15 protein-coding genes and 1 pseudogene are annotated in these 15,164 nt (G+C 69.6%); 9 read left to right on the top strand and 7 right to left on the bottom strand.

Going from position 1 to position 15,164, the window contains the following annotated elements; genetic code table 11:
- The first annotated feature begins 77 nt into the window (after positions 1 to 77).
- On the top strand, positions 78 to 1,208 hold the full coding sequence (locus KXD97_RS25385) for a Xaa-Pro peptidase family protein (protein ID WP_260753338.1): 1,131 nt from the start codon (positions 78 to 80) through the stop codon (positions 1,206 to 1,208).
- 4 nt (positions 1,209 to 1,212) lie between these two features.
- On the opposite strand, the gene KXD97_RS25380 is transcribed toward KXD97_RS25385, so the two are convergent.
- On the bottom strand, positions 1,213 to 1,626 hold the full coding sequence (locus KXD97_RS25380) for a F420-dependent biliverdin reductase (RefSeq protein WP_260753336.1): 414 nt from the start codon (positions 1,624 to 1,626) through the stop codon (positions 1,213 to 1,215).
- 34 nt (positions 1,627 to 1,660) lie between these two features.
- On the opposite strand from KXD97_RS25380, the gene KXD97_RS25375 reads away from it, so the two are divergent.
- A complete protein-coding gene (locus tag KXD97_RS25375) occupies positions 1,661 to 2,410 on the top strand; it encodes an SDR family NAD(P)-dependent oxidoreductase (protein ID WP_260753335.1) in 750 nt (249 codons plus the stop codon).
- A complete protein-coding gene (gene cbiE / locus KXD97_RS25370; RefSeq protein ID WP_260753329.1) occupies positions 2,407 to 3,594 on the top strand; it encodes a precorrin-6y C5,15-methyltransferase (decarboxylating) subunit CbiE in 1,188 nt (395 codons plus the stop codon). Before KXD97_RS25375 ends, cbiE begins: the two co-directional genes overlap by 4 nt.
- Here the strand turns inward: cbiE and KXD97_RS25365 are convergent.
- From KXD97_RS25365 to cobG, 5 genes are all read right to left on the bottom strand, one after another.
- A complete protein-coding gene (locus KXD97_RS25365) occupies positions 3,557 to 4,645 on the bottom strand; it encodes a phosphotransferase family protein (protein ID WP_260753326.1) in 1,089 nt (362 codons plus the stop codon). The genes cbiE and KXD97_RS25365 overlap by 38 nt on opposite strands.
- Positions 4,646 to 4,660: 15 nt before the next feature.
- Positions 4,661 to 5,275, bottom strand: a complete 615-nt coding sequence (locus KXD97_RS25360; protein ID WP_260758146.1) for a TetR/AcrR family transcriptional regulator — start codon at positions 5,273 to 5,275, stop codon at positions 4,661 to 4,663.
- 79 nt (positions 5,276 to 5,354) lie between these two features.
- Positions 5,355 to 6,839, bottom strand: coding sequence for a precorrin-2 C(20)-methyltransferase (locus tag KXD97_RS25355; RefSeq protein ID WP_260753324.1), 1,485 nt, complete (start codon positions 6,837 to 6,839; stop codon positions 5,355 to 5,357).
- A complete protein-coding gene (locus KXD97_RS25350) occupies positions 6,836 to 7,462 on the bottom strand; it encodes a precorrin-8X methylmutase (RefSeq protein WP_260753323.1) in 627 nt (208 codons plus the stop codon). Before KXD97_RS25350 ends, KXD97_RS25355 begins: the two co-directional genes overlap by 4 nt.
- A gap of 9 nt (positions 7,463 to 7,471) precedes the next feature.
- The gene (cobG, locus tag KXD97_RS25345) at positions 7,472 to 8,596 is read right to left on the bottom strand and encodes a precorrin-3B synthase (protein ID WP_260753322.1); all 1,125 of its coding nucleotides are present in this window, start codon (positions 8,594 to 8,596) and stop codon (positions 7,472 to 7,474) included.
- Between the two features lie 135 nt (positions 8,597 to 8,731).
- On the opposite strand from cobG, the gene KXD97_RS25340 reads away from it, so the two are divergent.
- Positions 8,732 to 8,893, top strand: coding sequence for a hypothetical protein (locus tag KXD97_RS25340; RefSeq protein WP_260753314.1), 162 nt, complete (start codon positions 8,732 to 8,734; stop codon positions 8,891 to 8,893).
- Between the two features lie 3 nt (positions 8,894 to 8,896).
- Here the strand turns inward: KXD97_RS25340 and KXD97_RS25335 are convergent, their stop codons facing one another.
- Positions 8,897 to 9,823: a TauD/TfdA family dioxygenase gene (locus KXD97_RS25335; protein ID WP_260753312.1), complete on the bottom strand. Its 927-nt coding sequence runs from the start codon at positions 9,821 to 9,823 to the stop codon at positions 8,897 to 8,899.
- 140 nt (positions 9,824 to 9,963) lie between these two features.
- Between KXD97_RS25335 and KXD97_RS25330 the strand changes: the two genes are divergently transcribed.
- The 5 genes and pseudogenes from KXD97_RS25330 (at position 9,964) to KXD97_RS25310 (ending at position 15,044) form a co-directional block, all read left to right on the top strand.
- Entirely contained in the window at positions 9,964 to 10,611 is a 648-nt protein-coding gene (locus tag KXD97_RS25330) for an ABC transporter permease (RefSeq protein WP_260753309.1), read from the top strand.
- Complete coding sequence (locus KXD97_RS25325; RefSeq protein WP_260753306.1) at positions 10,608 to 11,780, top strand: ABC transporter ATP-binding protein; 1,173 nt, start codon at positions 10,608 to 10,610, stop codon at positions 11,778 to 11,780. Before KXD97_RS25330 ends, KXD97_RS25325 begins: the two co-directional genes overlap by 4 nt.
- Complete coding sequence (locus KXD97_RS25320) at positions 11,777 to 12,559, top strand: ABC transporter permease (protein WP_260753303.1); 783 nt, start codon at positions 11,777 to 11,779, stop codon at positions 12,557 to 12,559. Before KXD97_RS25325 ends, KXD97_RS25320 begins: the two co-directional genes overlap by 4 nt.
- A pseudogene (locus tag KXD97_RS25315) lies at positions 12,556 to 13,529 on the top strand (glycine betaine ABC transporter substrate-binding protein). Before KXD97_RS25320 ends, KXD97_RS25315 begins: the two are co-directional and overlap by 4 nt.
- 66 nt (positions 13,530 to 13,595) lie before the next feature.
- Positions 13,596 to 15,044: an NAD(P)/FAD-dependent oxidoreductase gene (locus tag KXD97_RS25310; protein ID WP_260753301.1), complete on the top strand. Its 1,449-nt coding sequence runs from the start codon at positions 13,596 to 13,598 to the stop codon at positions 15,042 to 15,044.
- Positions 15,045 to 15,164 lie beyond the last annotated feature (120 nt).

Below are 15,164 nucleotides of genomic sequence, written 5' to 3'. Positions count from 1 at the left end.
TCGCATACTTTCGCGGCGATTCGTGCGAGTTTGTGTCTGCTCGCGGGGAGATCGCCGCGCGCACTAGCCTGAAAGACATGACAGGCGCTCGATTCGACACCGACGTGTACGCACAGCGACTGCGCGCGGCGGTGGCTGCCGCGGCCGACGCCGGGCTGGCCGGCCTGGTGATCACACCGGGATACGACCTGCGCTACCTTGTCGGCTCCCGGGCCCAGACCTTCGAACGGCTGACCGCGCTGGTGCTGCCGGCAAACGGTGAGCCGACGATCGTGGTGCCGCGGCTGGAGCTCGCCGCGCTGAAGGACTCGGCCGTGCCTGAACTCGGTGTGGCAGTACGGGATTGGGTTGACGGTGACGATCCGTACCGCCTCGTCGCCGACGCGTTGCCCGGTCAGGTTCCACACCATGTCGCGGTCACCGATTCGATGCCGGCGCTGCATCTGCTGCCGCTGGCCGACGTGCTCGCCGCGGTGCCGGTGCTGGCCACCGACGTGCTGCGCAGGCTGCGGATGGTCAAGGATCCGGCCGAAATCGACGCACTGCGCAAGGCCGGTGCCGCGATCGACCGCGTGCACGCGCGGGTCCCCGAGTTCCTGGTCCCGGGCCGGACGGAAGCCGACGTCGCGGCGGACATCGCCGAAGCCATTGTGGCCGAAGGACATTCAGAAGTGGCGTTCATCATCGTGGGCTCCGGTCCGCACGGGGCCGATCCGCACCACGAGTGTTCGGACCGGGAACTGCGCGTCGGCGACATCGTCGTCGTGGACATCGGCGGCCCCTTCGACCCGGGCTACAACTCCGATTCCACCCGGACCTACAGCATCGGTGAACCCGACCCGCAGGTGGCACGCCGGTATGCCGTGCTGCAGCGGGCCCAGCGCGCCGCGGTCGAGTCCGTCCGGCCGGGCGTGACGGCCGAACAGGTCGACGCCGCGGCCCGTGACGTGCTGGCCGCCGCGGGACTGGCGGAGGCGTTCGTGCACCGCACCGGGCACGGTATCGGGTTGTCGGTGCACGAGGAGCCCTACATCGTGGCGGGAAACACGCTGCCGCTGCAGGAGGGGATGGCGTTCTCGGTCGAGCCGGGAATCTACTTCCCGGGCCAGTGGGGTGCGCGCATCGAGGACATCGTGGTCGTCACCGCCGACGGAGCGGAGTCGGTGAACAACCGGCCGCACGACCTCGTCGTGGTCCCGGTGCCCTGACCGGTCAGGCCTCGCCGCGGTCGAGCAGCGCCGACGACCCGAGCACCCGCGCGATGCGCACCTCGATCACGACGCGCTTCGGGTTCGGCCGGGGCGTGCGGTAGCGCTGGGCGTACCGTAGTTCGGCGTCGCGTACCGCGTCGGCGTCGGTGTGCACCGCCGATTTGCCCTCCAGCGACAACCAGCGGGCGCCGTCGACCTGGCTGAGGACCGCGACCCCGCGATGCTCGGCGTTGACGGCCTTCTGGGAGCCGCCCGAGGTGATCACCCGGGCGATGTGGGTGGCGGGGTCGAACGTAAAACCGACGGCCACCACATGCGGGGACCCGTCGGCCCGCAGCGTGGTCAGCATCGCGAGGTGGCGCTCGGACAGGAACGCGAGCGCGTCGTCGGTCAGTCGGGTCGTCGCCTTGGCCATCGGCCCCACGCTAGCGCAGGCGATAATCAGCGCCGTGGAGGACACGAACGCGGGACCGGTGGTGATTTTCGGCGGTCGCAGCGAGATCGGCGTGGAACTGGCGTGCCGGCTGGCGCCGGGGGCGGCGGTGGTGTTGGCCGCCCGCAGACCCGACGCGCTGCGCGAGCAGATCACCGCGGTGCAGCGGGCCGGGGCCGCGTCGGTGCACACGGTCGCGTTCGACGCCGACGATCTCGCCGCGCACCGCGGGCTGGTCGATGCGATCGAGGCCGAGCACGGCCAAATCGGCACCGCGGTGCTGGCGTTCGGGATCCTCGGCGACCAGGCCCGCGCCGAGGAGGATCCCGGGCACGCGGCCGCGATCGCGCACACCGACTACGTGGCCCAGGTCAGCCTGCTGACCGAACTGGCCGCCAGGATGCGCCGGGCCGGGGCGGGGACGCTGGTGGTGTTCTCGTCGGTGGCCGGCGTGCGGGTGCGTCGCGCGAACTACGTCTACGGGTCGGCCAAGGCGGGCCTGGACGGCTTCTGCAGCGGTCTGACCGATGCGCTGCACGGCACCGGTGTGCGGTTGCTGCTCGTGCGGCCCGGCTTTGTGATCGGCAGGATGACGCAGGGAATGACCCCGGCACCGCTGTCGAGCACGCCGGCGCAGGTGGCCGACGCGACGGCGCGGGCGCTGCGCAAGCGGCGCGACACGGTGTGGGTTCCCGGCCCGCTGGCGTTGTTGGCGCTGGTGTTCCGGCTGCTGCCGCGGCCGGTGTGGCGTAGGCTGCCGCGGTGATCGTCGTGGTGGGCATCGGCGCCGACGGAATGGCCGGGCTGCCGCCGCCTTCGCGCGCTGAACTTGCTAGGGCCACCGTTGTTTACGGTTCCCGTAGGCAGCTTGATCTGCTGGACGCGACGGTGACCGCGGCGCGGCGGACGTGGCCGAGCCCGCTGCTGCCGGCGCTGGACACACTGCTCGACGGTGACGATGTCGACGTGCATGTGGTGGCCAGCGGAGACCCGCTGCTGCACGGCATCGGCAGCACACTGATCCGCAGGTTCGGTCCGGACAGGGTGGCGGTGCTGCCGCACGTGTCGTCGGTGACGCTGGCCTGCTCGCGGGTCGGCTGGTCGGTGCAGGACACCGAGATCATCAGCGTGGTGTGGCGCGAACCGCACACCGCGGTGCGCCGTGGCGGGCAGGCCGTGGTGTTGTCGCGGGACGGTTCCACGCCGGCGGAACTGGCACGGCTGCTCACCGCCACCGGACGGGGTGACTCGGAGCTGACTGTCCTCGAACAGTTGGGCGGCCCAAAAGAGTTGCGGCGCACCTCGACAGCGCGGGAGTGGGCGGCCCGGCCACCGGCGGACGTCGACGACCTCAACGTGATGGCGGTGCGGTATCTGCCCGACGAGCGCCGGTTCGGCGCGCTGCCAGACGACGCGTTCGCCCATGACGGGCAGATCACCAAGCAGATGATCCGTGCCGCGACACTGGCCGCGCTCGCGCCGCGGCCGGGGGAGTTGCTCTGGGACGTGGGTGCGGGGTCGGGCAGTGTCTCGATCGAGTGGTGCCGCAGCGGACCCGGTTGCCGCGCGATCGCGTTCGAACGCGACGACGCCCGCCGCGCCAGAGTCGGCGAGAACGCGGTCGCCTACGGTGTGCCGGTCGAGACCGCACGCGGCGCACCGGAGTCCTTCGCCGATGCGGCGCCGCCCGCGGCGGTCTTCGTCGGCGGCGGCGTCAGTCAGCCCGGCCTGATCGAGGCCTGCTGGGAGAAACTGCCCGCCGGTGGCCGACTGGTCGCCAACGCGGTCACGGTGGAATCGGAATTTACACTGGCGCAATGGTATTCACGTGTTGGCGGGCGGCTGCGCCGGTTCCAGCACTACCAGGGCGACGCGGTCGGCGCGTTCACCGGATGGCGGCCGGCGATGCCGGTCACACAGTGGTCGGTGACGAAGCCTGATACGACCTGACCAGTGCGATCGACTCGAGTTCGCGGATGGCGCGGCAGCCGCGGCGCAGCATGGTCAGCATCATCTCGTCGCCGCGGTCGGTCGACGACGCGAACGCGGTGCCCAGCGCGGTGATCAGCGGCGCCTGCAGCACCCCGAGTCGGTAGTCGTGCCAGCAGGTCTGGAGGTCGTAGCCGGTGACACCGTGGCCCAGCAGTGCCGCGTGGTACCGCTCGACCAGACCACGCTCGACCTCGGCCCGGGTCTCCGGTAGCAGACTGGTGGCGGTGAAATACGCCAGATCCCGGCTGGGTAACCCGAGCCCGAGAGTCTGCCAGTCGACGACGGTGACGCGGGTGCGGTCCGGGTCGTAGAGCAGGTTGTCGAGCCGGTAATCGCCGTGCATCAGCGAGAACCGGTCCGGCACCGCGAGCAGCCACGGGGTGATAAGGCCCATCGAGGTGAGCAGTGTGTCGCGGTCTTGGTCGCTGATGGACGCCCCCAGCTTGTCCAGCGTGATGTCAGCCGCCACCTTGGCCACCTCGCCCATGCCGGTGGCGGCCGCTTCGTCGCCGGGCTTGGGCATCACGATCGACGGCAGGTCGAAGTATCGCCGGTCGTTCCAGGTCGGCCCGTGCAGCCCGGCCAGCGCCTCGACGGCCAGTTCCGCTTCGCCGGGGGTGCACCCGGCGATCTGATCGCCCTGTTCGGCGGGCGCCATGTCGGCCAATACGAGCACGAAATCCTTGCCGTCAGCGGAAATCTCGCTGTGAAAGCAGCCGGGCGCCGGGATGGTGACGTCGCGGGCGATGGCGGTGTAGAAGTCCACCTCGGACACGTAGCCCAGGGCGACTCGTTCTCGGACTTCGTCGTCCTGTGCGGGCAGTTTAACCGCGAAAGTGGTGGGTAGAGAAGGTGATCGGGAGGCAGTGGAGTAAGCGGCGGTGACCCGGTAGGTGGCGCCGGTCTGCCCCGTGCCGATGGCGACCACATCGGCCGTGTCGACGTCGGTGCCCAGGACCGCGGTCAGCCACGCGGGCGTGATGTCCTCAGGACTACGCGGAATCGTCACTCGGACCGCCTTTCGTCAGTCGCCGTCACCGGCGTAGATCGTGCGCAACCAGATGGTCTCGGCGCCGGACAGCAGTTCGGCGCGGGTGAGCCGGCCGCCGACGGTGTAGCGCTCCATCAGCCGGTCGTTGAACTCCAGCAGCAGGCTCGCGAGCACCTCGGCAGGAGCGCCGGCCGGGGCCCGTCCGCTCTCGCGTTCACCGGCGATCATCGACGCGACCGGGCCCACGAAGGATTCCCGCGCGTCGTCCCACACACCGCGGACCGCGGAGCTGGATGCGCGGGCTTCCAGCATGGCCGCCAGCAGATAGCGGTGTTCGTCGACGGTGCCCAGCAGCGCCTCCAGCATTCCCCGGATGCGGGCGCGGGGCGGCTGGGAGGTGTCGCTGAGCAGGTCGCTGGCCAGGAAACCGTCCTCGTACATCGGCTCCAGCAGCGCGGCCACCGCGGCGGCCTTGTTCTCGAAGTAGAAGTAGAACGCCGACCGGGTGACACCGGCCCGGCGGGTGACGTCGGCGATGTTGAGGTCGTCGAAGCCGGATGCGCGCAGGTGGTGGTCCAGTGACTCCAGGATCGCGCTGCGCCGCAGGTCGCTCTTCTGTGGCTGCCGCCGGTCGGTCGGCGAACGCACCGGGAGGCCTCGCTGCACGCGCGACCTTAACCCGCAGTTCTGACAACTGTCAACGATGCGCGACAGATGTCAGATTGGCTCAGGATTGCGGGTACCGGCGCGGGGTGAAGACGCGGTCGGCGCCCCCGGCGCCCCCGGCGGCCCAGCGCGTCTGTGACGAGCCGACGATGAGCAGGCAACGCATGTCGACCTCACCGGGATCCAGATCGCCCAGCGCGACCACCCGCACCGATTCGCTCGGCCCGGACACGTCGCGGCCGATGACGACCGGCGTCGCCGGATCACGGTGTTCCAGCAGCAGGTCCCGCATCGCGGCGACCTGCCAGGTGCGGGTCTTGGAGGCCGGGTTGTAGATCGCGAGCACCATGTCGGCGGCCGCGGCGGCGGAAAGTCGGCGGGCGATGACGTCCCACGGCTTGAGCCGGTCGGACAGCGAGATCACCGCGTAGTCGTGCCCCAGCGGCGCGCCGACCCGGCTGGCCACCGCCTGGGCCGCGGTCATCGCCGGGATCACCCGGACCTGCACCCCGGGCCACTGCTCGGCCTCCTCGAGCACGGCGGTCGCCATCGCGAACACCCCCGGATCGCCCGACGACACCACCGCCACGGTGCGTCCCTGTTCGGCCAACTCGCAGGCCAGCCGCGCACGGGCGGGTTCGTCGGTGTTGTCGCTGGGATGCAGGCGCTGCCCACCGCGGACCGGCACGCGGTCCAGGTAGGGGCCATAGCCGATCAGGTCCGTGGCCGCGGCCAGCTCCCGCCGGCTCTGTGGCGTCATCCACCCGATGTCACCGGGCCCGAGCCCGACCACCGCCACCGAGCCGGTGCCGGACGGCTCGGGATCGCGGCCGGGCAGCATGGCCAGCGCGAAGTAGGGCACCGACGCGTCGTCGACGTCGCTCGCGGGCAGGATCCGCTGCCTCTCGGTGCTGGCGCGTTCGACGTAGAACGCGTCGGTCATCCGGCCTGACGCGCAAAGAGCTTGCCGCACAGCGGGGTAGGACCGTCCCAGCTTGAGGATCACCGCCGCGTCGGTGTCGGCCAGGCGGCGTTGGAGTTCGTCGGCGGGCAGCGTGCCCGGCAGGATGGTGAGCACCTGGTCGCCCTGTACCAGTGGCGTCGACACCGCGGCCGACGCGGCGCTGACCGAGGTCACCCCGGGCACGATCACGGCGTCGAACCGCTCGGTGAGGCGGGTGTGCATGTGCATGTAGGAGCTGTAGAACAGCGGATCGCCCTCGGCCAGCAGAGCGACGTCGCGCCCCGCGTCCAGGTGGGCGGCGATGCGGTCGGCGGATTCGCGGTAGAAGTCCTCCATCGCTGCGGCATATCCGCCGGGGTGGTCGGAGGTCTCGGTGGTGACCGGGTAGACGAGGTGCTCCTCGACCTGCCCGTTGCGCAGATAGGGCTCGGCGATCGAACGGGCGATGCTGCGACCGTGCCGCGCACTGTGATAGGCGACGACGTCGGCGGCGCCGATCACCCTGGCCGCCTTGACGGTCACCAGCTCGGGGTCGCCCGGGCCCAGTCCGACTCCGTACAGCGTTCCCTGCGGGTTGCTCATTCTTCCTCTGCCGCAATCGAGTTCACGGCGGCAGCGGCCATCGCGCTACCGCCGCGCCTGCCTGTCACCACCAGATACGACACGCCCCTGGGGTTGTCGATGAGCTCCTGCTTGGACTGCGCGGATCCGACGAACCCGACCGGTCCGCCCAGCACCGAGACCGGCGGCGCCAGGCCCTCGTCGACGAGTTCGAGCAGCCGGAACAACGCGGTGGGGGCGTTGCCGATCGCCACGACCGCCCCGGGGATCCGGTCGCTCCACAGGTCCACCGCGGCCGCCGAGCGGGTGGTGCCCAGTTGAGCTGCCCGTTCAGGCGCACGCGGATCGGCGACCAACGACACCACCTCGTTGTCGGCGGGCAGGCGGCTGCGGGTGATTCCGGCGGCCACCATGGACGAGTCGCACAGGATCGGAGCGCCGGCGGCGAGGGCGGCGTGGGTGCGGGCAGTGACATCCGGGGTGAATGCGACGTGCTCGGCGACATCGACCTGTCCGCACGTGTGAATCAGGCGGACCACCACCCGGGCCACGTCGGCGGGGAACCGGGCCAGGTCCGCCTCGGCGCGGATCGTCGCGAACGACTGACGGTAGATCTCAGTGGCGTCGCGGATGTAGTCGAGCACCCGATCACCCTACGGGTGGGGTTCGCGGGCCCGGTAGCCGTCTCCGGTCGCGATCAGCACCCGGGCGTCGGCGCGGCTGCCGCAGGCCCGCTCACAGCCGACGAAGTGCCGGTGAACTGCGATGTCGGGATCGTCGACCGCGGCCGCTGCGGCGTCGGTGCGCACATCGGCGACCGAGCGCGCGCAGCCCGGGCTGCCCGTGCACGCCGACACCGACAACCACGGCGAGTTCTCGTCGAAGATCAGCCCGAGCGGCGCCAGCACCCGCAGTGCGGCGTCCGCGACGCCCTCGTCGAGGTCGAACACCAGCACCGAACGCCACGGGGTCACCGCCAGCGGCGCCTCGACGGCGGCGAGGTAGCGGGCGACCTGTGCGTCGAGGACCCCGAGCGGCACCGCGGCGCCGAGCGCGATCCGCCCGTCGTCCTGCGGGATCCAGCCGACCGGCGGGCGGGAGGTCGCCGGCCACGTCGCACCCGGCGGGGCGGTCGGGGTGAGGTTGCCGAGCAGTTCCGCGGGATCTGCGAGTTCGGTGACGCGCCAAGCCGTTCCGCGTATCTCGGTGAAGCGCCGCGCAAGACGCAGCAGTTCGGGCACCGCCTGGTCCAGCGGGATCCGCACCCCGGTGTCGCGGCCGGCAAGAAGCACTGCCGCGGTGTGCCTGTCGAGCACGTGAACCCCGGCGTCGGCGCCCAGGCCGGAGATGTCGCCGCGTCCGTCGTCGATGCCGAACAAGAACCGGCCCGACAGATTCGCCAGGTCGGGATCGTGCTGCATCGCCATGTCGAGGGCGCGGACCAGCGCTCGTGTGTCGCGCACACCGCCACGTCGGCCCGACAGCGGGGAGGCCAGGATGTTGCGCACCCGCTCGTGGGTGGGTGACGGCAGCAGCCCGGCATCGGCGAGTGGCCCGGCAACCGCGGCGGCGTCCTGGATTGCGCGGATCTGCAGGTTGGCCCGCGAGGTCAGTTCGAGGGTCGCACTGCCGAAGTCGATGGCGACCTGGGCCAGGGTTTCCAGCTGGGCGGCCGTGAGCGCGCCACCGGGAAGCCGCACCCGGACCAACTCCCCGTCGGCGGCCTGATGGGTCTGCAACGCGCCGGGGCACGCGTCGTCGTCCCGGACCCTGGCCATGGATCCACCGTAGTCGACGGTGCGAGAGCCCGTCGATTCGCGTAGTCGAGTACCTGCGGCCGGGTGGTCCCGTGCTTCTACGGTGGCCAGACAGGGTCCGGTGGACCGCCGACACGCAACCGCGGAGTGATCGAAATGACCTATCTGACAACGACACACGTCCCGCAGAGCGCGCGACAGACGCCGGCCGCGGCGGCCGCGGCGCTGGACGGGTCGAAGGCTCGCCGCCGGCACCGTGCGGAGCGCGCCGGCTACCTGGAGGACGCGCTGTTGGCGCGGATGATGTACCGGCTGTGAACCTCAGCTCACCAGACGGGCCGCGGGCGCGGCGACCGGCGAATAGGTCGAGGCGTCCCCGGCGATGACGCGGCTCAGATCGCCGCGGACGTCGACGGGGACGTCGCCGGCGAGGGTGACCCTGCTCAGGCGGCGGTACTGGTCGTCGTAATCGGCGACGGCGTAGTGCTGGGTGGCCCGATTGTCCCAGACGGCGAGGTCACCGGGCTCCCAGTTCCAGCGAATTGTGTGCTCCAACTTGGTGATCCGATTCTGTAGCAGCTGGAACAGGGTCGCCGACTCAGCCTGGCCCAGACCGACGAAACGCTTGACGAAGTGGCCGAGCAGCAGCACCTTTCGGCCGGTCTCCGGATGCACCCGGACCACGGGATGCTCGACCTCGTAGTAGTCCGAGGCGAACTCCTCGCGATACTGGAGTTCGGTGTCGGCGAGTCGCTCGGAGCGGGGGTCGACGTCACCGGCGTAGTCGTAGGCGTTGGTGTGCACCGCCCACAGGTTCTCCACGAACGCACGTAACGGTGTCGGTAACCGGTCGTATGCCGCCTCGGTAGAGGCCCAGGTGGTGGTGCCGCCGTACCGCGGCAGGGTGATCGCCCGCAGCAGCGAGGCCTTCGGGATGCGGTCGACGAACGTCACGTCGGTGTGCCAGCTGTTGGCCTTGTCGTAGCGCGAGTCGATCGGCAGAACCCTGTTGCCGCGCGAGGTGACCGTCGGATGCGCTGTGGTCGGGGTGCCCAGCGCGCGGGCGAACGCCAACTGGCCGTCGTCGTCCAGTTCGTGCTGACCGCGGAAGAAGATCACCTTGTGCTCCAGCAGCGCGTCGTTGATCCGCGCGGCCGTGACCGCGTCCACGCCGTCGCGCAGCCGAATCCCGTCGATACGTGCCCCGATGACGGCTCCGAGCTTGACCACCTGTAGTGACGACGACATCCGTACACCTCCCTAACGTCTGCGAAGCACTCTGACCGTCGGTGGCGCCGCCGCCCAGCGTTTGAGTCAGGCGGAGTCGAATCGGTGCCGTCTCGCAAGGGTCAAGATCGGGTACGGGGGGTCGCTGTGAGGCCGTCGCCGTGAATGCGCTGTGGGAGTACATCAGTGCGCACCACACGCAGTTGATCTTCGACTCCTACCAGCACGTCAGCGCGGTGGTGCAGAGCGTGCTGCTCGCGACGGTGCTGGGGGTGGCCATCGGGGTGCTCACCTACCGCAACACGCTCGCCGCCGATCTGGCCACCGCGACGTCGAGCGTCATCCTGACCATCCCGTCCTTCGCTTTGCTGGGTCTGCTGATCCCGCTGTTCGGCCTCGGCGTGATCCCCAGTGTGGCGGCGTTGGTGCTGTACTCGCTGCTGCCGATCATCCGGAACACCATCGTCGGCCTGACCGCGATCGACCCGGCGTTGACCGACGCCGCCCGTGGCCTCGGAATGAGCCGGCTGCAGACGCTGGGCCGGGTGGAACTGCGCCTGGTGTGGCCCGCCGTGCTGTCGGCGATGCGCCTGAGCACCCAGATGTCGATGGGGGTGCTCGCGATCGCCGCCTACGTGAAGGGGCCCGGGCTGGGCAATTTGATCTTCGCCGGCCTGGCCCGGGTGGGCAGCCCGACCGCGTTGCCGATGGCGGTGAGCGCAACCCTGCTCATCGTGGTTCTCGCGCTGGTGCTCGACGGGCTCCTGGTCCTGCTCGGACGCCTCACTACGTCGAAAGGCATTCGTTGACAGACCAATCAGAGCCCACCGGCGTGCGCATCGCACTCGACCACGTCTCCAAGACGTACCCGGGCGCCAAAACCGCTGCCGTGCATGACGTCTCGTTGGAGATCCCAGCCGGGGAGATCGTGGTCTTCGTCGGCCCGTCCGGCTGCGGGAAGACGACCACCATGCGGATGATCAACCGGCTCAGCGAACCGACGTCGGGCCGGATCCTGATCGGGGACAGAGACGCGCTGTCGATCAAACCGAACGAGCTGCGCCGCTCGATCGGCTACGCGATCCAGCAGGCCGGCCTGTTCCCGCACATGACGATCAGGCAGAACGTGGGACTGGTGCCGGGCCTGCTCAAGTGGGACCGCACACGTATCGAGAACAGGGTCGACGAGCTACTCGACATGGTCGGGCTGGAACCCGCCCTGTACGCCGACCGCTATCCGCGACAGCTCTCCGGAGGCCAGCAGCAACGTGTCGGCGTGGCCAGGGCGCTGGCCGCCGACCCGCCCGTGCTGCTGATGGACGAGCCGTTCGGGGCCGTCGATCCCATCACCCGCAGCACCCTGCAGGACGAACTTCTCGGGCTGCAGAGCGAACTCCGCAAGACCATCGTGTTCGTGACCCACGACTTCGGCGAGGCGGTCAAGCTCGGTGACCGCATCGCGGTGCTCGGACAGCAGTCCAAAGTGCTGCAGTACGACACCCCGCAGAACATCCTGGCCAGCCCGGCCGACGACACCGTGGCGGGCTTCGTCGGTTCCGGTGCGTCGCTGCGCCAGCTCGGGCTGCTGCGCATCAAGGAGGTCGCGCTGGAGTCGCGTCCGGTGGTGCACCGCGGAGACAGCGTCGAACACGTGCGGTCGGTGATCGCCGCCAGCGACCACGACTGGGCGGTGGTGCTCGACGACCGTGACCGGCCGGTGAGCTGGGTGCGCGAGCGCACGCTCAGGCACGCGCGCTCGCTGGCCGACGCGGTCGAACAGCTCGGCGTGGTCAGTACGCACTCGACCCTGGAGGACGCGCTGGAGGCGATCCTGGCCGAGCAGCACGCGTCCGCGGTCGTGGTGGGCGCCGGGGGCCGCTACGCCGGTGTGGTCACCCTCGACACGCTGATCGACACGATCACCCGGCTGCGCGCCGAGGCCGATGCGGCCACGGGTGGGGGAGACGGCCCGCCGTGACCACCGCCGTCGACACCAGGTCGGACACCTCCGGCTCCCCGGCCCCCTCGGCCGCGGAGCGGATCCGGTTGCTGCTGCAGCCTGTGCTCGTGCTCGTCGTCGGCGCCGCGGTGGTGTTCTGGGCGTTCCACCGCGAACTCACCGCCACCCAGCAGGAGAACATCAACCCCGGCAACGTCGCCACCCTGATCTGGCAGCACCTGCTGATCACCGGCGCGGTCACCGCGATCGTGCTGGTGATCGGAGTGCCGTTGGGCGTACTGGTCACCCGTCAGGGAGCAAAGGTGTTGCGGCCCCTGTTCGTCGGGATCGCCAACGTGGGCCAGGCGGCACCTGCCATCGGTCTGCTGGTGTTGCTGTTCCTGTGGACGGCGCAGACGGGCTTCTGGATCGGCGTGCTGCCGATCGCGCTGTACTCGCTGCTGCCGGTGCTGTCGAGCACGATCCTCGGCATCGATCAGGTGGATCGGTCGTTGCTCGACGCCGGGCTCGGCCAGGGGATGTCGCGGGGCTCACTGCTGCTGCGGGTGGAGCTGCCGTTGGCGGTGCCGTTCATCCTCGCCGGTCTGCGCACCTCCCTGGTGCTGGCCGTCGGCACCGCGACGCTGTCATTCCTCGTCAACGCCGGCGGGCTGGGCATCCTGATCGACACCGGATACAAGCTGCAGGACAACGTGACGCTGGTCCTGGGCAGTGTGCTCGCGGTCTGCCTGGCGCTGCTGGTGGACTGGCTGGGAGGACTCGCCGAGTTCTTCCTCAATCCCAAGGGGCTGCGGTGACCGCGCGCCGGATCGCCGCGCTCATAGCGGTGCTCACGACGGTGCTGACGGCCTGCGGACTCGGCTCGGGCAGCGCGGTGCCGCTGCCGGTGGCGCCGGGCTCGGTACGGCCCCACCCCGGTCTGGAGGGGGTGCCGATCACGGTGGGCTCCAAGGAGTACACCGAGCAGGTCATCATGGGCTACATCCTGGAGTACACCCTCTCTGCCGCCGGTGCCGACGTCCGCGATCTCACCGGCATCGTCGGATCCCGAAGCACAAGGGGGCACAGCTTTCCGGTCAGGTCGACGTGGCCTACGAGTTCACCGGTAACGCGTGGATCAACTACCTCGGCCACGAGAAGCCGATCCCGGACAGCCGCGCACAGTACGAGGCGGTGCGCGACGAGGACCTGGCGCGCAACGACATGGTGTGGCTGGAACCCGGGCCGATGGACGACACTTATGCACTGGCCGCCAGCCCGCAGACCGTCGAGAAGACCGGGGTGCGCACGCTGTCCGACTACGCGGCACTGGTCCGGCGTGACCCGGCGGCCGCGCGCACCTGTGTGGACACCGAGTTCCGGGCCCGCCAGGACGGCTTCCCCGGGATGGCGGCGGCCTACGGGTTCGACCCGGCCCGGGCACAAACGCCGATCCTGCAGGTCGGGATCATCTATCAGGCGACCGCCGACGGCACCGAATGCGACTTCGGCGAGGTGTTCACCACCGACGGCCGCATCGCAGCGTTGAACCTCACCGTGCTGACCGACGACAAGCAGTTCTTCGCCCACTACAACCCGTCGGTGACGATGAAGCGGGAGTTCTTCGAGGCGCACCCAGAGATCGCCGAGGTGACCGCACCCGTGACCGCGGCGCTGACCAACGAGGCGATCACCGAACTCAACCGGCAGGTCGACGTCGACGGCCGCGACCCGAGCGTGGTGGCGCGCGACTGGATGGTGGCGCAGGGATTCGTCACCGCCGGATAGTCGGGCGATTCCGCCGTGGCAGACGGGCGTCGGGAGTAACGTCGGCCCTGCTCAAGGGGGTTCGGCATGCGGGTCACGGTGGCGGTCGTCGGCGCAGGCATGTCGGGTCTGTGCATGGCCGCGAAATTGCAGGACGCCGGCATCGAGGACTTCACGATCTTCGAAAAAGCCCACGAGGTCGGCGGCACGTGGCGCGACAACACCTATCCAGGGCTGACGTGCGATGTCCCGTCCCGTTACTACTCCTACTCGTTCCGGCCCAACCCGGAGTGGTCGCACATGCTGCCTCCCGGGCGCGAGATCCAGCAGTACTTTTGCCGGGTCGCCGACGAGCGCGGCATCCGGCGGCACATCCGCTTCGGAGCCGAGGTCACCGAGGCCGTCGTGCGCGACGGAAAGTGGTGGCTCACCACCGCTGCCGGTGTCGAGGACTTCGACGTACTGGTTACCGCGACCGGTTTCCTGCGCGTTCCCCACTACCCCGATATTCCGGGCTTGGAAACCTTCGCCGGACCGATGTTCCACTCGTCGCGCTGGGATCACTCGGTCTGTCTGCCCGACAAGCGGATCGGGCTCATCGGCACCGGTTCCACCGGCGTGCAGCTCACCGCCGAACTTGGCGGTAACGTCAAACACCTCAAAGTCTTTCAGCGCACGGCGCAGTGGATCTGCCCCTGGCCTAACCTCAAAGTGTCCGAACGCACGAAAGCCGCGATGCGCCGCTGGACGTGGCTCAACAGCTTCGGCTACTGGTTCTGGGGCGGCTTTGTCCGGTCCGTGTTCGGTGTCGCGCCCGTGCGGCCGGGGTGGCAGCGCCGGCTTTACCAGACTCAGTGCCGGTGGAATCTGCGGCTGTCGGTGCGGGACAAGGAGCTCAAGAAGAAGCTCACGCCCAAGGACCAGCCGATGTGCAAGCGGATGATCTTCGCGAGCCGCTACTACAGGGCCGTCCAGAATCCGGGCGTGGAGATCGTGACCGAGCCGATCGTGGAGGTGCAACCCCGGGGAGTGGTCACCGGCGACGGCACACTGCACGAGGTCGATCTGCTGGTGCTGGCCACCGGGTTCGACTTCCATGCTTACGTTCGGCCACTCACGATCACCGGCGAGCACGGTCGCACGCTCGACGACGTGTGGGCCGACGGGCCGATGGCCTACCGAGCGGTGGCGGTGCCGGGCTTCCCCAACATGTTCATGCTCATGGGTCCCCACGCCCCGGTCGGCAACAACTCGTTGGTCCCGGTCGCCGAGGATCAGGCCGACTACGTGATCTGGTGGATCGACCAACTGCGCGCGGACCGGATCGTGTCGGGCTCGCCGACCGAGGAGGCGACCAAGCTCTACAACGACGCCATGAAAGCGGCGATGCCGAACACGGTGTGGACCACCGGCTGCCACAGTTGGTATCTCGGCAAGGACGGACTGCCGGAGCTGTTCCCCTGGGAGGCCTCCCGATACACCGAGCTGTTGCGTACACCGCAGGTGAGCGATTTCGAGGTGCGGACGGCCCCGTGAGGAAGCCCGCTGTGATGCTCGTCACTTCGCTGCGCGGATAGTTCCGTCACGCACAGGCCGGCTCTTTGGACCGGTACCGGCAGTACCGTTTCGCTACCGGAGCCCGCGGTGAAGACGCGG

The sequence above is a fragment of the Mycobacterium sp. SMC-8 genome (assembly GCF_025263565.1).
Classification (GTDB): Bacteria; Actinomycetota; Actinomycetes; order Mycobacteriales; family Mycobacteriaceae; genus Mycobacterium.
Note: the sequence above shows the minus strand (reverse complement) of the source record. Positions and strands in the feature narration are given on the sequence as shown.

Excerpts from the sequence above, each read along its gene's own strand:
- KXD97_RS25385 (WP_260753338.1), top strand. The coding sequence starts at position 78 with ATGACAGGCGCTCGATTCGACACCGACGTGTACGCACAGCGACTGCGC.
- KXD97_RS25380 (WP_260753336.1), bottom strand. The coding sequence starts at position 1,626 with ATGGCCAAGGCGACGACCCGACTGACCGACGACGCGCTCGCGTTCCTG.
- KXD97_RS25355 (WP_260753324.1), bottom strand. The coding sequence starts at position 6,839 with ATGAGCAACCCGCAGGGAACGCTGTACGGAGTCGGACTGGGCCCGGGC.
- cobG (WP_260753322.1), bottom strand. The coding sequence starts at position 8,596 with ATGGCCAGGGTCCGGGACGACGACGCGTGCCCCGGCGCGTTGCAGACC.
- KXD97_RS25340 (WP_260753314.1), top strand. The coding sequence starts at position 8,732 with ATGACCTATCTGACAACGACACACGTCCCGCAGAGCGCGCGACAGACG.
- KXD97_RS25335 (WP_260753312.1), bottom strand. The coding sequence starts at position 9,823 with ATGTCGTCGTCACTACAGGTGGTCAAGCTCGGAGCCGTCATCGGGGCA.
- KXD97_RS25310 (WP_260753301.1), top strand. The coding sequence starts at position 13,596 with ATGCGGGTCACGGTGGCGGTCGTCGGCGCAGGCATGTCGGGTCTGTGC.